Source organism: Patulibacter brassicae, from assembly GCF_033949425.1.
Taxonomy (GTDB): Bacteria; Actinomycetota; Thermoleophilia; order Solirubrobacterales; family Solirubrobacteraceae; genus Patulibacter; species Patulibacter brassicae.
In genome coordinates this window covers 388,558-402,584 of record NZ_JAXAVX010000002.1, presented here as the reverse complement: position 1 = coordinate 402,584, position 14,027 = coordinate 388,558, and the positions used below count along the sequence as shown (strand labels likewise).

The 14,027-nt window shown below is 75.6% G+C and carries 11 protein-coding genes; 5 read left to right on the top strand and 6 right to left on the bottom strand.

Translation table 11 applies throughout. From position 1 onward, the window contains the following. Nucleotides 1–27 precede the first annotated feature (27 nt). Nucleotides 28–843, top strand: coding sequence for an enoyl-CoA hydratase/isomerase family protein (locus SK069_RS06940; RefSeq protein ID WP_319953467.1), 816 nt, complete (start codon nt 28–30; stop codon nt 841–843). Between the two features lie 30 nt (nt 844–873). On the opposite strand, the gene SK069_RS06935 is transcribed toward SK069_RS06940, so the two are convergent. The 3 genes from SK069_RS06935 to SK069_RS06925 form a co-directional block, all read right to left on the bottom strand. Continuing rightward, nucleotides 874–2,112, bottom strand: a complete 1,239-nt coding sequence (locus SK069_RS06935; protein ID WP_319953466.1) for an aminotransferase class V-fold PLP-dependent enzyme — start codon at nt 2,110–2,112, stop codon at nt 874–876. 5 nt (nt 2,113–2,117) lie between these two features. After that, a complete protein-coding gene (gene sufC / locus SK069_RS06930) occupies nt 2,118–2,888 on the bottom strand; it encodes a Fe-S cluster assembly ATPase SufC (RefSeq protein WP_319953465.1) in 771 nt (256 codons plus the stop codon). Nucleotides 2,889–2,972: 84 nt separating this feature from the next. After that, complete coding sequence (locus tag SK069_RS06925) at nt 2,973–3,479, bottom strand: RrF2 family transcriptional regulator (protein ID WP_319953464.1); 507 nt, start codon at nt 3,477–3,479, stop codon at nt 2,973–2,975. A 111-nt stretch (nt 3,480–3,590) separates the two neighbouring features. Here SK069_RS06925 and SK069_RS06920 point away from each other — a divergent pair, with 111 nt between their 5' ends. Beyond that, nucleotides 3,591–3,791, top strand: a complete 201-nt coding sequence (locus tag SK069_RS06920; protein WP_319953463.1) for a hypothetical protein — start codon at nt 3,591–3,593, stop codon at nt 3,789–3,791. Between the two features lie 187 nt (nt 3,792–3,978). Here the strand turns inward: SK069_RS06920 and SK069_RS06915 are convergent, their stop codons facing one another. Next, nucleotides 3,979–5,208: an NAD(P)/FAD-dependent oxidoreductase gene (locus SK069_RS06915; RefSeq protein WP_319953462.1), complete on the bottom strand. Its 1,230-nt coding sequence runs from the start codon at nt 5,206–5,208 to the stop codon at nt 3,979–3,981. 105 nt (nt 5,209–5,313) lie between these two features. After that, a complete protein-coding gene (locus tag SK069_RS06910) occupies nt 5,314–7,728 on the bottom strand; it encodes a putative bifunctional diguanylate cyclase/phosphodiesterase (RefSeq protein ID WP_319953461.1) in 2,415 nt (804 codons plus the stop codon). Nucleotides 7,729–7,968: 240 nt separating this feature from the next. On the opposite strand from SK069_RS06910, the gene SK069_RS06905 reads away from it, so the two are divergent. Then, entirely contained in the window at nt 7,969–9,162 is a 1,194-nt protein-coding gene (locus SK069_RS06905; protein ID WP_319953460.1) for a peptidoglycan-binding protein, read from the top strand. Between the two features lie 58 nt (nt 9,163–9,220). Here the strand turns inward: SK069_RS06905 and SK069_RS06900 are convergent, their stop codons facing one another. Further along, on the bottom strand, nt 9,221–10,327 hold the full coding sequence (locus SK069_RS06900; RefSeq protein WP_319953459.1) for a mechanosensitive ion channel family protein: 1,107 nt from the start codon (nt 10,325–10,327) through the stop codon (nt 9,221–9,223). A 284-nt stretch (nt 10,328–10,611) separates the two neighbouring features. On the opposite strand from SK069_RS06900, the gene SK069_RS06895 reads away from it, so the two are divergent. Together SK069_RS06895 and SK069_RS06890 are read left to right on the top strand one after the other, a co-directional pair. Then, nucleotides 10,612–12,138: a DEAD/DEAH box helicase gene (locus SK069_RS06895; protein ID WP_319953458.1), complete on the top strand. Its 1,527-nt coding sequence runs from the start codon at nt 10,612–10,614 to the stop codon at nt 12,136–12,138. Between the two features lie 57 nt (nt 12,139–12,195). Further along, complete coding sequence (locus SK069_RS06890) at nt 12,196–14,001, top strand: ABC-F family ATP-binding cassette domain-containing protein (protein ID WP_319953457.1); 1,806 nt, start codon at nt 12,196–12,198, stop codon at nt 13,999–14,001. Nucleotides 14,002–14,027 lie beyond the last annotated feature (26 nt).

The following is a 14,027-nucleotide window of genomic DNA, read 5'->3' as shown; positions in this document are numbered from 1 at the left end:
GCCTGGCACCATGCCGTGCTCGCGACCATGACCGACGACCGCGGAACCGCCCCCTCAACGCCCGCCGACGACGCGCCGCTCCGCGTCGCGCGCCCTGCCGACGGCGTCCTCGAGCTCGTCCTCGACCGGCCGGCGCGGCGCAACGCCCTCGACGGCGGGCTGCAGGCCGCGATCGCGAAGGCGCTCGCGCGGCTCGACGGGGCGCGGTGCGTGCTGCTGCGCGGCGAGGGCCCGGCCTTCTGCGCCGGCTACGACCTGCACGATCTCGACGCGTCGAGCGGCGGGGCGCTCGCCGTCTCCGCGGACACGGGCGTCGTGCCGCACGAGCCGGTCGCGGCCCGCGCCCTGGACCGCTGCCCCGTGCCGATCGTCGCGGCCCTCCACGGCCCCGTGCTCGGCGGCGGCCTCGAGGTCGCCCTCGCCTGCGACCTGCGCGTCGCCGCCGACGACGCCCGGCTCGGCGCGCCCGCGGCCCTGCTCGGCCTCGTCTACTCCCACGAGGGGCTCGCCCGGATGCACGCGGTGCTCGGCGCCTCGCTCGCGCGCGACCTGCTCCTCACCGGCGAGGCGCTCGACGCCGACCGCGCCCACGCCGCCGGGATCGTGCACCGCCGCTGCACCGGCGAGGAGCTGCGCGCGCACGCGCTCGACCTGGCGACCGCGGTCGCCGCCCGCTCGCCGACGGCCCAGTACGCGAACCGCGCGATCCTGCGGGCGCTCGAGCGAGGTGGAGGCCGGCTCACCGACGAGCAGCGCTCGTGGGCCGTCGACGCCCGTCGGATGGCCCTCCGCTCGCCCGAGCTGCTCGAGGGCGTCCGGCGGTTCCAGGATCGCGTGCGCTAGCTGCGGACCGGGGCGCCGCCCGGAACCGGCTCAGCCGAAGATCTCGAGCACGCGTCCGATCGAGGTCACGAGGGCGTCGATCTCCTCCGGCGTCGTGTGCGCGGCGAAGCTCGCGCGGGTCGTCGCGGGGATGCCGAGGGCGCGGTGCAGCGGCTCGGCGCAGTGCTGGCCGGCGCGGACGCAGACCCCGTCGCGCGCGATGATCTCGGCCACGTCGTGCGGATGGACCCCGTCGACGGCGAAGGCGACGAGCGCGCCACGGTCCTCGGCCCGCTCCGGGCCGACGATCCGGATCCCGTCGACGGCGCCGAGCCGCTCCAGCGCGTAGGCGGTGACCTGCTCCTCGTGGGCCTGGATCGCGCCGATGCCCCCGACCCCGTCGACCCAGTCGCACGCGGCGCCGAGACCGACCGCCTCGACGATCGGCGGCGTGCCCGCCTCGAAGCGGTTGACGCCGTCGGCCCAGCTCGTCTCGTGGAAGTCGACGATCCGGATCATGTCGCCACCGGTGAGGAACGGCGGCATCTCCGCCAGCAGCTCGCGGCGCACGTGCAGCACGCCGATGCCGGTCGGGCCGTAGAGCTTGTGGCCCGTCCAGCCGTAGAAGTCGGCGCCCAGCGCGGCGACGTCGACCGATCGCTGCGGCACGGCCTGCGCGCCGTCGACGGCGACGAGCGCCCCGGCGGCGTGCGCGCGCTCGATGACCTCGGCGACCGGGTTGACCGTGCCCAGGACGTTCGAGACGTGCGCGATCGCCACGAGCTTCACGCGGCCGCCGGCGAGGAACGCGTCGAGCTGGGCGAGGTCGATCGCGCCGTGCTCGTCGACCTCGAGGTACCGCAGCAGCGCCCCGTTGCGCAGGCAGAGCTGCTGCCACGGCACGAGGTTCGCGTGGTGCTCCATCTGCGTGATGACGACCTCGTCGCCGGCCTGGACGTTCGGCCGGCCCCAGCTGTGGGCGACGAGGTTCAGCGACTGCGTGACGCTGCCGGTGAAGATCGTCTCCTGCGGCGTGGAGCCGACGAACCCGGCGACCCGCGCACGCGCGGCGTCGTAGGCGGCGTCCGCCTCCCGCGCCAGCACGTGCTGGCCGCGGTGGACGTTCGCGTAGTGGCGCCCGCCGAACTCGTGCATCGCATCGAGGACGGCGCGCGGCTTCTGGGCGCTCGCGCCGCTGTCCAGGTAGACGACGTCGTCCTCGCGCTCCAGGTAGGGGAACTGGGCGCGGACGGCGGCGACGTCGAGCGCCGGGACGGCGGGCGAGGCCATGGGGATCAGGCCTGGCCGGCCGCGACCCGCTCGCGGATCTTCGCGTAGCCCTGGGTCTCGATCTCCTCGACGAGCTCCGGGCCGCCCTCCTGGACGATCCGGCCGTCGACGAGGATCGACACCCGGTCCGGCTTCACGAGGTGGAGGATGCGCTGGTAGTGGGTGATGATGAGGACGCCGAGGTCGCTCTCGGCCTTCACCGCGTTCACCGCCTGCGAGACGACGTTCAGGGCGTCGACGTCGAGGCCGGAGTCCGTCTCGTCGAGGATCGCGACGTCGGGGCGCTGGAGCGCCAGCTGCAGCATCTCCAGGCGCTTCTTCTCGCCGCCGGAGAAGCCGTCGTTGAGGTAGCGCGAGCCGAACTCCTTCGGCACGTTCGTCTGCTCCATCGCGCCCTGGACGACCTGCCGGAACTCCTTCAGGGAGATCTCGCTCTCGCCGCGCTCCTCGCGGTGGGCGTTCATGACCATCCGGAGGTACTTCACGATCGTCACGCCCGGGATCGCGACGGGGTACTGGAAGGCCATGAAGAGGCCCTTGCGCGCCCGCTCGTCCGGGTCGGCCTCGGTGATGTCCTCGCCCTTCCAGACGATCGAGCCCTCGGTCACGTCGAGCGCCGGGTTGCCCATGATGACGTTCGCGAGCGTCGACTTGCCCGAGCCGTTCGGGCCCATGAGGGCGTGGATCTCGCCCTTGTTCACGGTGAGGTCCAGACCCTTGAGGATCTGCTTCTCCCCCACGCTCACGTGCAGGTTCTTGATCTCGAGGTCAGCCATGGGGTCCGTGTCGGTCGTGTGAGGGGTGGTGGGTCGGCACCCGCACGCGGGCGGGGCCGGGCGACGCGTGGTCCGGCGCGCTCGTCAGGCGAGCGAGCCGGCCGCCGTCGTCGTGACGTCGATCGCCGCGGCGCGGCCGGGTCGGCCGTCCTCGCCGGGGCGCTGGAAGCGGACGAGCTCGGAGAGCGTCGTGCGCTGGAGGGCGTGGAAGACGCCACCCTGGACCCGGGTCCAGAGCAGCTTCGTCGCGCAGCCCGTGCCGTCGTCCTCGAGGTGCGAGCACAGCACGCGGTCGCCCTCGCGGTCGTCGACGAAGCAGGACATCGGCGCCACCGCGCCCTCGAGCGCGACGATCACCTCGTCCATCCGGATCTCCTCCGCGGGACGCGCGAGGCGGTAGCCGCCGTGCGCGCCGCGGGTGCTCTCGACGAGGCCGGCACGGCGCAGCAGCGCGACGATCCGCTCGAGGTACGCGAGCGGCAGCCGCTCGGTCTCGGCGACCGTCTTGAGGGAGACGGGCTCGTCGCCGGGCATCTCGCCCAGGCGGACCATCAGGCGGACCCCGTACTCGGCCTTGGTCGTGAAGATCACGGTGGAGAAAGCCTACCAGCGCGGTCGGAGTGGCCGGGCGCCGGGGGTCCCCGCCGGGAGGGCGTCGCGAGGCGGCCGCCGACGACGCGCTCCGGTAGGCTTGCGCGCGTCATGAACGTCCTCGCCGAAGCCAGCGCCACGAGCCTCAGCATCTGGCTGATCGCGCTCTGGTTCGTGATCGTCCCCGTGTTCGCGATCGTGCCGATCGTCTACGCCCTGGCGCAGGTCGCCGGCGAGCGGGCCGAGAACCAGGCCTACCTGCGCGGCGAGCGCGTCGAGGACGATCCGGACAAGATCGTCGTCGAGGTCTGACTCGCCCTCGGCGCTCGGCGCCGACCCCGGGCGCCGGCCGGCGCCCCTCCCACGGCCCCGCATCGCGGGGCCGTCGTCGTTCCGGGGCCGCTCCGTCCCGAAGGACGTCCGGGCGCACGCGCCGGGACCGGGGTCCGCGTCGCTGCGGCGCGCGGACCACGCACCGCAGCGAGGCAGGCGGTGCCGCTCAGGCCGCAGCGGCCTTCGCGAGCCGCGTGCGCGCCGCGTCGAGGTCGCCGCCCCCGTTGAAGGACGCGTAGCCGCGCGGCTCGTCCCCCGCGAGGAACCAGACCCCGAACGCGTCGTCCTCGAGCGAGCCCTCGAGGGCCGTCCGGTCCCAGCCGATGGCCGGCCCGAGCGCCTCCAGCGCGACCCAGTCCGCGAGGTCGCTGAAGAAGTACGGCACCTCCTGGAACGGGGCGTCCTCGCCGAGCCACTGCCGCGCGACGTAGGCGCCCTGGGCGGCCGCGTGCTCCTCGTGCTCGACCCGCAGGCGCTCGGGGTGCGCGTCGAGCACGGACGCGTACTCGCAGACGTCGCCGGCGGCCCAGATGCCCTCGGCGGAGGTCCGCAGCCGGTCGTCGCACGCCACCCCGCCGGTCTCGCCGAGCGCCAGCCCCGCTCGCTTGGCGAGCATGACGTCCGGGGTCGCCCCCACGCCGGCGACGACGAGGGCGGCCGGGATCCGCTCGCCGTCGGCGAGGACGACCTCCGCGACGCGCCCCTCGGAGGTGCTGCCGTCGGCGGCCGCGAACGAGGCGACGTCGACGCCCCCGCGCACCGTCACGCCGTTGCCCTCCAGGCGGGCGCGGACCCAGCGGCCGACGTCCTCGCCGAAGGTCCGCGAGAGCGGCTCGGCCTCCTGCATCACGACGGTCACCGGGTGGCCCTGCGTCGCGAGGCTCGCCGCGACCTCCGATCCGATGTAGCTGCCGCCGACGAGCACGATCGGCGAGCCGTCGGCGAGGCCGTCCAGGTCGCGGCGGATCGCGTCGCTGTTGCGCAGGGAGCGCACGTAGTGGATGCCCTCGAGGCCGGACCCGTCGACGTTCAGCCGGCGGACCATCGCCCCGGTCGCCACGAGCGCCCGGTCGAAGGTCAGCTCGTCCTTCGTCTGGAGCTTCACCGACCGGCCCTCCGCGTCGAGCGACAGGACGCTCGTGCGGATCCGCAGGTCGACGTCGTTCTCCGCCCACCACCCGGCCGGGACGATCAGCGCGTCGTCCTGGCCCTGCTCGCCGCGCAGGTGCTCCTTCGACCCCGGAGGCCGGTGGTACGGCGCGTCGAGCTCGCGGCTCACGAGCACGATCCGGCCCTCGAACCCGCCCTCGCGCAGGGTCCTCGCCGCGGTCGCCGAGGCGATCCCGCCGCCGATCAGGAGGACGTCGGTGTGCTCGCGGGGGGTCTCGTCGGTCATCGCGTGCGGACGCTACCCAACGCCGGGCGCACCGGGACGTCCCGGTCCCCCGGCCGTCCCCCCGGCCGGGTGCGCCGTCGCGGGACGGCAGGAGGCGGCGACGCGTCAGGCGGCCGAGCGGCGCGCCGGGCGCGTCCCGCGGCGCACGAGCGGCCCGCCGCCGCAGCTCGTGACGAAGGCGGCGGCGCGCTGCGGGTGGCCGAGCAGCCACCCCTGGCCGATCGTCACGCCGAGGTCGCGGACGGCGGAGAGCTGGTCGGGCCGCTCGATGCCCTCCGCCACGACCTGCAGGCCCAGCTGCTCGGCGACGTTCACGAGCGCCCGGACCATGACGCGGTCGTCGTCACCGGCCTCGGCCGTGTCGAGCGACCCGATGAACGAGCGGTCGATCTTCACCAGCGCGCCCGGGATCCGGCGCAGCTGCTTCAGCGACGACGCGCCGACGCCGAAGTCGTCGATCGCCACGCGGGCGCCGAGCGCCCGCAGCGCCTCGAGCACGCCGATCGTGCGGTCGTCCACGAGCACGTCCTCGACGACCTCGAGGCAGAGCCGGTCGGGCGCCAGGCCGTGCGCGGTCAGCGCGTCGCGGACCGTCGCCAGGAGCAGCGGATCGTGGAGCTGCCGCGCCGAGAGGTTCACCGACACGATGAGATCGGGCACGGCGGCGGCCGCCGCGCAGGCCTCGGCGAGCACGCGATGGCCGAGCGGCACGATCAGCCCGCTCTCCTCGGCGATCGCGAGGAAGCGCCCCGGAGCGAGCATGCCGCGCTCGGGGTGGCGCCAGCGCACGAGCGCCTCGGCGCCCCACAGCCGATCGCCCTCCAGCGCGATCAGCGGCTGGAGGTGGACCTCGATCTCGTCCTCGCGGGCGAGGGCGCGACGCAGGTCCTGCTCGAGCCGGACGCGGTCGGCGCTGCGCTCGCGCAGGCCCTCCTCGAACACCTGGACGCGGGCGCGGCCCCCCTGCTTCGCCTCGAACATCGCGAGGTCCGCCTCGCGCACGATCGTCTCGCCGTCGGCGAGGCTCGTCGTGGTCGTGAGGCCGACCGAGGCCGTCACGACGACCTCGCCGCCGTCGGCGAGCGGGATCGGCCGCTCGACGAGCTCGAGCACCTCCTGCGCGTGCCCGAGCGCGGCGTGCTCGTCCACGACGCCCGGGAGCACGAGCACGAACTCGTCGCCGGCGAACCGCGCCGCCAGCCCCGCCCGGATCGCGAAGCGCAGGCGCTCGCCGACGGCCCGCAGGACCGCGTCGCCGACCGCGTGCCCGAGCGTGTCGTTGATCGCCTTGAAGCGGTCGAGGTCGACGAACAGCAGCGCGGCCGGCCGCCCGGCGATCGGGCGATCGCCGCGCAGGGCGCTGATCAGGCCGCCGCGGTTCAGCAGGCCGGTGAGCTCGTCGTGCGCGGCCCGGTGCTCGAGCTCGCGGACGGAGCCGGCGAGCCGCTGCGCCAGCTCGGCGTTCTCGCGCAGCGCCACGACGTGACGGAAGCCGAGGACGGCGATGACGATCGCGGAGCCGGCGATCATCGGACCGTCGACGTCGCCGACGACCGCGCCGACGAGCAGGACCCCGGCGACCGGCATGAGGAAGAGGTACGGCAGCGCGAGCCACCAGAGCCACGCGCGGCGGGCTCGGGCGTCCGAGAGCGCCACGTGCTCGCCCCGCGGCCCCGGCCGCAGCCAGGCCCCGATCGCGAGCAGCGCCATCGCGAGCGCCCAGCCGATCTCGGTCACCGACGCCGGCGGCGCGACGCCGGGCAGGACCTCGAAGCCGCGCCCGAGGTCGGACGCCAGCAGCGCCCCGAGGCCGAGGGCCGAGCAGGCGACGGTGCCCCGGAGGTGGCGCTTCGCGCGCAGCAGGGCGAGGAGCCCGAGCCCGAGCGCGATCGCGTCGCCGGCGACGTAGGCGAGGGCGAGCTCCTGGGAGGGCTGCGCCGCGAGACGTCCGTCGACGAACGGCCGCACGACGAGGTACCAGCCGACGATCCCGACCGCGCAGCCCACGGCGATCGCGTCGAGGACGATCCGCCCGAGGTGCGCGGCGCTGCGGGTCGGACGGGCGAAGAGCAGCACCCCGAGCAGGACGAGCGGCGCCACGAGCAGCGACGGCAGGTCGAGCGGCGTCGGGGCGCCCAGGCGCGCGTCGAGGTGCGGGGCGAGCATCGCGGCGACCGTCGTCACGAGGACGGCGACCGCGGCGCCGACGAGGCTCGTCCAGCCCGCGCGCTCGACGGCGGTGGAGGCGGTCCGCCGACGACGCAGCGCGCCGACGACCGCCACGACGACGAGCGCGGACTCGACCTGGCGCAGCACGACGGTCGCCGCCGTGCCCCCGTCCGCCGTCGACCACGCGACCGCGGCCAGCGACGCGACCAGCAGCGCCCCGATCGTCGCCAGCGCGGGCGCCGGGATCCGGCGATCGATGCGCGCGACCAGGCGCCCTGCGGTCGTCCCGTCCGCGCCGCGGTCCAGCGATCGCGGGTACGCGCCGGCGACGCTGTCGGGACCCGAGGCCATCCAGGCGAGCATCGACCGCACGGGACGCTCGCCGCAGGGGAAACGGACGCACGTCCGAGCGCCGGGCGCGTCGGCGCCACCGCGCCGCGCGGCGGCGGTCCGCGGGGCCGCAGCTCGCGCTCCGTCCGGCCGACGGGTAGGGTTGGCTCCCGGATGCCGCCGTGGCGGGTCCCGCGCGTCGGAGTTGCCGCCGGACGCCGGGTGCCTCGGTGGCCGGACCCGTAGGCCCTTGCACGCCCCGTGCACCGACCGAACGACGCTCCATCCCGGACCTCTCGTGCCGCGCGCCCACGCGCGGTCACCCTCCCGACCGCGATCGCGCTGCTCGCGGCCGGCATGGGCCTGACGGCCGCGCCGGCCGGCGCGCAGGACGGCGGCGGGGTCTCCGTCGGCGGGACGACGAGCGCCGCGCCGGCCACGACGTCCGCCGCCGGCGAGGCGGCCGCCCCGGCCACGAGCGCCGCGGCGGTCCGCTCCGGGGCGGTGCTGGCGCTCGGCTCGAAGGGCAGCCGGGTCATGGCGCTCCAGCGGACGCTCTGGCAGCTCGGGCTGCCGGTCGCCCGCGACGGCGCCTTCGGCGCGGCGACCGAGGTCGCCCTCCGGCGCTTCGAGCACGAGGAGGGCCTGACGGTCGACGGCGTCGCCGACGCCGCGCAGCTCGCCGCGATGCAGCGCCGTGCCAGTCCCCGCGTCCAGGAGCGCGGGTTCGCGTCCCGGACGCTGCGGGTGGGCTCCGTGGGCACCGACGTGCGCGCCATCCAGCGGCTGCTGCTGGACCACGGCGTGCGGGTGCCGACCCACGGCAAGTACACCGCCGCGATCCGCACCCGGATTCGCAGCTGGGAGTCCTCGGCCTCGCTGCGCGCCGACGGCGTGCTGTCGCGCAGCGACGCCAAGCGCCTGCGCGAGTCCACGCCGGCCCCGCCCCCCGCCGACGCCGACGCGGCGGCCGCGGTGACCGCGGGCCGCGCGACGAGCGCGCGGGTCGGCGCCGACGGCTACACCTTCCCGATCCTCGGCGCGTGGCACTGGGGCGAGGCGGGCACGTTCTTCGGAGAGCGCGGCGGCGCGCACCAGGGCGTCGACGCGCTGGCCGACTGCGGCCTGCCGCTCGTGGCCGCCTCGAGCGGCGTGGTGAAGCACAACGAGGTCCAGTCCTCGGCGGGCAACTACCTCGTCATCACCGACACGCCGACGGGCGAGGACCAGGCGTACATGCACCTGCAGGCCCGGTCGCCGCTGAAGGTCGGGGCGAAGGTCCAGGCCGGCACGCCGATCGGGCTCGTCGGGCGATCGGGCAACGCGTCGGCCTGCCACCTGCACTTCGAGCTCTGGACCGCACCGGGCTGGTACAGCGGCGGCAAGCCCCGGGACCCGAAGCCCGACCTCACGCGCTGGGCGTCCGCCGCCGGGCTGCCGGCCGCGCGCCGCTGAGCGGGCCCGCGCATCCGCGCGCGCCGCGGCGGCGAGGCGGGCCGCGGCGTGGTCCGGCTCAGACGGAAGGCAGCGCCTCGCCGGCCGGGGACTCGGCGGCGGGCATCTCGATGCCGTCCTTGGCGAACTCCAGGAGCATCCGCTCGCGCACGACGCGGCAGATCCGCCACTGCTGCGACGGCGTCGTCTTCAGCACGAGCCGGATGACGACGCCGTTGGCGTTCAGCGCCTGGACGCCCCAGACCTCCGGCGGCTCGAGGACCCCGGGGTCGTTCTCGCGGACCTGCTCCGCGGCGCGCGCCATCGCGGCCTTCGCCTTGCCGATGTCCGTCCCGTGGACGACCGCGATGTCGAGGACGGCGCGCGACCAGTGCTGGCTCTGGTTGCCGACGGCGCGCATCTCGCCGTTCGGCACGTGCCAGACCGTGCCGTCGAGGGCGCGCATGCGGGTGTTGCGCAGCGAGAGCGCCTCGACCGTGCCGGTGACCGGCTCGCCGCTGGCGGACTTCGGCCGGAAGACGATCTCGTCGCCGACGCCGTACTGGTCCTCGACGAGGATGAAGATCCCGCTGAGGAAGTCGCCCACCAGCGTCTGGGCGCCGAAGCCGAGGGCCACGCCGAGGACGCCGGCACCGGCGAGCAGCGGCCCCGCGTCGATGCCGACCTCGCCGAGCGCCATGAAGAACGCCATCGCGTAGATCAGGCCGGTGACGATGCTGCGGAGGATCCCGAGCACCGCCTCGCGGCGCTGCTCGGAGCGGACGCTCATCTCCTGGGTCTCCATGAGCGCGGCCGGGGTGTACTTCCGCACCCGCGAGAGGCCCCGCGACAGCCGGCCGGTGCCGACGCGGCGGCCGACCTTCACGATGCAGCGGCGGGCGAGCCGGTTGACGACCCAGGCGACGACGAAGATCAGGATGATCTTGAAGAGCCCCGTCGTGAGCCAGTGGACCGTCTCGGCGGCGAGCTTGTTCCAGGTCTGGCCGGGATACCCGTCCCAGATCTTGCGGCAGAGGTCCGCCTGCCAGCTGTCGCCGGCCGCGCCGCAGGTCCGCTCGAGGCGGTTCGCGGCGCGCTCGGCGCGCGCCGCGGTGCGCTCCGCGGCACTCGTGGTGCCGGTCGAGGAGGCCTGGGCGAGGATCGTCGGAAGCGTCGTCAGGGCCACCCCACGACCGTAACGATCCGGCGGCCGGCCTCGTCGCGCCGCCGAGCGCCGAGCGGGTCCGGAGCATCGTCACGCACGAGGAGCCGCGGTTCCGTACCCTTTCGAGCAGTGCCGTCCGCGGCCGGCGTCCTCCGACGTCACCCGGATCGGCCCCCGTTCCGCGTTCTCCTCCTCGCGCGACGACCGGTCCTCGATCGGCTCGCCGCGACCGGCAGTGCGAGCGCACCACCGGTCGCTCCCGTCGCACGCCGCGACGTCGCGCGTCCCGATCCCCAGGAGTTCGCATGTCCGCCACCTTCGCCGATCTCGGCGTGTCCAACGCCGTCGTCCGCGCCCTCGAGGAGCAGGGGATGACCTCCCCGTTCGCCGTCCAGGAGCTCGTGCTCCCGGACGCCCTCGCCGGCCGCGACGTCCTCGTCTCCTCCCCCACCGGGTCGGGGAAGACGATCGCCTTCGGCCTCGCGCTCGTCGACGGCATCGAGGCGACCGACCCGCGCCCCAGCGCGCTCGTCCTCGTCCCGACCCGCGAGCTCGCGACGCAGATCGTCGACGAGCTCTACGAGCTCGCCCACTCGCGTGCGCTGGCGATCACCGCCGTCTTCGGCGGCGCCGGGCTGGAGAAGCAGTCCCGCCTGGCCGCGAAGGCGCACATCCTCGTGGCGACCCCCGGCCGGCTCGAGGACCTCCTCTCGCGCGGCGCGTTCGACCTCTCGCGGGTCCGCAAGCTCGTCCTCGACGAGGCGGACCGGATGCTCGACATGGGCTTCCAGCCGGTCGTCAAGCGGATCGTCGCCCAGATCCCGCGCAAGCGCCAGACGCTCTTCCTCTCCGCGACGCTCGACGGCCGCGTCGGCGAGCTCGCCACCGCCTACACCACCGACGCGAAGCTCATCGAGTACGAGCCGCCGGTCCAGGACCAGGGCAAGATCGAGCACCGGTTCCGTCGCGTGACGCGCGACGACAAGCTCGACCACCTCGTGGGCGCGCTGCGCGACGAGGGGCGCGGCCGGACGGTCGTGTTCGTCCGCACGAAGTTCGGTGCCGACAAGATCGTGCGCAAGCTGAGCCAGCACGGCGTCGAGGCCGTCGCGCTGCACGGCAACCGCTCGCAGGCCCAGCGCCGCCGGGCGCTGCAGGCCTTCGACGAGGGCACCGTCACGACGCTCGTGGCCACCGACGTCGCCGCCCGCGGCATCGACGTCCAGGACGTCACGCACGTCATCCAGTACGACGTGCCGGTCGACCACGAGACCTACGTGCACCGGATCGGTCGCACCGGCCGCGCCGGCGCGACCGGCATCGGCATGACGTTCGTCGAGCCGGAGGAGCTGTCCGACGTCGCCGTCATGGGCCGCGACCTCGAGCTGCACGACGAGCTCGAGGCCGCCGGCCTGCGCGTGGCGCTCCCGGGCGAGAAGGGCTCCGGCTACGTCCGCCAGCAGGGCAAGCGCCAGCCGGGCGGCGACGGTCGCCCGCAGGGCGGCGGCCAGGGCGGCCGCGGTCCGGGCGGCCGCGGCCAGGGCCGCGGCGGCCAGGGGCGCGACGAGCGCCACGGCGTCCGCCGCCACGAGGAGCGCGGCGCGCGCGGCGAGGGCCGCGAGCCCGGGCGCCGCCACGCGACCGAGGACGACCGCCGCCGACACCAGTCCGACGGTCGCCAGGGCGGGGGGCGCAACCGCTCCGAGGGCCAGCGGGACGGCCGCTCCGGCGGCGGCCAGGGCAACGGCCGGCAGGGCGGGCGCGGTCCGGGCGGCCGGGGCCAGGGCGGCCGCGGCCGCGCGGGCGGCGGGCGCTCCAGCGGCGGTCGCTGAGCGCGGGGCCGCGTCGCCCGACGCGCGACGCGGGCCGTCGGGCAGGATGAGGCGCCGATGGCTCCGCCCCCGCGCAACCTCGTGAACCTCCAGGCGGCCGGCAAGGAGTACGCCAGCCGCCGGATCCTCGACCGCGTGACGCTCGGCGTGGCGGCCGGCGACCGGATCGGCATCGTCGGGCGCAACGGCGACGGCAAGTCGACGCTCCTGCGGCTCATCGCGGGCCGCGAGCAGCCCGACGGCGGCCAGGTGACGCGCCAGAACGGGCTCCGCTCGGCGGTCGTCGACCAGCAGGACCCGCTCGACCCGGCCGCGACGATCCGCCAGGAGCTCATCGGGGAGCGCGCCGAGCACGAGTGGGCCGGCGACCCGCGCTTCCGCGACGTCCTCGACGGGCTGCTCGGCGGCGTGACGCTCTCGCGCTTCGCCCAGGGCCTCGACACGGTGATCGGCGGCCTCTCCGGGGGCGAGCGGCGCCGGATCGCGCTCGCGCAGGCGCTGACGCTGCAGCTCGACCTGCTGCTGCTCGACGAGCCGACGAACCACCTCGACGTCGAGGGGGTCGACTGGCTCGCGCGCCACCTCGCCGCCCGCCGCAGCGCGCTCGTGGTCATCACCCACGACCGCTGGTTCCTCGACGCCGTGTGCACCCACACGTGGGAGGTCGCCGACGGCGACGTGCACCAGTACGAGGGCGGCTACGCGGCCTACGTGCTGGCCCGCGCCGAGCGCGACCGGCAGGCGGCCGCCGCCGACGCCCGCCGCCGGCAGCTCCTGCGCAAGGAGCTCGCATGGCTGCGACGGGGCCCGCCGGCGCGGACGTCGAAGCCGAAGTTCCGGATCGAGGCCGCCAACGAGCTGATCGCGGACGAGCCGCCCGCCCGCGACGGCGTCGAGCTGCTGCGCTTCGCCAGCGCGCGGCTGGGCAACACCGTGCTGGAGGCGGAGGACGTCGTGGTGCGCCGCGGCGAGCGGACCGTCCTGCGGGGCGTGACCTGGCGCCTGGGTCCCGGCGACCGCGTCGCGCTCGTCGGCGTCAACGGCGCCGGCAAGTCGACGCTCGTGCGCACCCTCGCGGGCGAGATCGAGCCGGAGTCCGGCACGGTCCAGCGCGGCAGCACCGTCCGGCTGGGCATGCTCTCCCAGGACACGGTCGAGGTCCGCGGCGACCTCATGGTGATCGAGGCGCTCGAGGAGGTCCGCGGGGTCGCGACGACGAGCGAGGGCGAGGAGCTCACGGCCGGCTCGCTCGCGGACCGCTTCGGCTTCCGCGGGGCGAAGGGCCGGACGCTCGTGCGCGACCTCTCCGGCGGCGAGCGCCGGCGGCTGCAGCTCATGCGGGTGATGCTCGCCGAGCCGAACGTCCTGCTGCTCGACGAGCCGACGAACGACCTGGACATCGACACGCTGACCGCCCTCGAGGACCTGCTGGACCGCTGGCCGGGGACGCTCGTGATCGTGAGCCACGACCGCTACGTCGTCGAGCGGGTCTGCGACGACGTCTACGGCCTCGCCGAGGACGGCTCGATCCGGCACCTGCCCGGCGGCATCGAGCAGTACGTCGCCGAGCGCCGCGAGGCGCTCGAGCAGGCGCCGCGGGCCCCGGCGTCGGCCGCGCCGGAGGCCGGCGCGCGCCCGCGCGGGGCGATCGTCCGCGCCGCGCGCAAGGAGGTCGCGCGGCTCGAGCGCCAGCTCGAGAAGCTCGCCGCCCGCGAGGAGGCGCTCCAGGAGGAGATGGCCGCCGCGATCAGCGACCACGTCCGGCTGCGGGAGCTCCAGGTCGAGCTCGCCGAGCTCGTCGCGCAGCGCGAGCAGTCCGAGGCGGACTGGCTCGAGCAGTCCGAGCTGCTCGAGGACGCGTAGGCGGCCGCGGCCGGTCGGCCGCGGCC

Bases quoted from the DNA above. Each gene is read 5' to 3' on its own strand.
- SK069_RS06940 (WP_319953467.1), top strand. From the start codon at position 28: ATGACCGACGACCGCGGAACCGCCCCCTCAACGCCCGCCGACGACGCG.
- SK069_RS06935 (WP_319953466.1), bottom strand. From the start codon at position 2,112: ATGGCCTCGCCCGCCGTCCCGGCGCTCGACGTCGCCGCCGTCCGCGCC.
- sufC (WP_319953465.1), bottom strand. From the start codon at position 2,888: ATGGCTGACCTCGAGATCAAGAACCTGCACGTGAGCGTGGGGGAGAAG.
- SK069_RS06920 (WP_319953463.1), top strand. From the start codon at position 3,591: ATGAACGTCCTCGCCGAAGCCAGCGCCACGAGCCTCAGCATCTGGCTG.
- SK069_RS06915 (WP_319953462.1), bottom strand. From the start codon at position 5,208: ATGACCGACGAGACCCCCCGCGAGCACACCGACGTCCTCCTGATCGGC.
- SK069_RS06910 (WP_319953461.1), bottom strand. From the start codon at position 7,728: ATGGCCTCGGGTCCCGACAGCGTCGCCGGCGCGTACCCGCGATCGCTG.
- SK069_RS06895 (WP_319953458.1), top strand. From the start codon at position 10,612: ATGTCCGCCACCTTCGCCGATCTCGGCGTGTCCAACGCCGTCGTCCGC.
- SK069_RS06890 (WP_319953457.1), top strand. From the start codon at position 12,196: ATGGCTCCGCCCCCGCGCAACCTCGTGAACCTCCAGGCGGCCGGCAAG.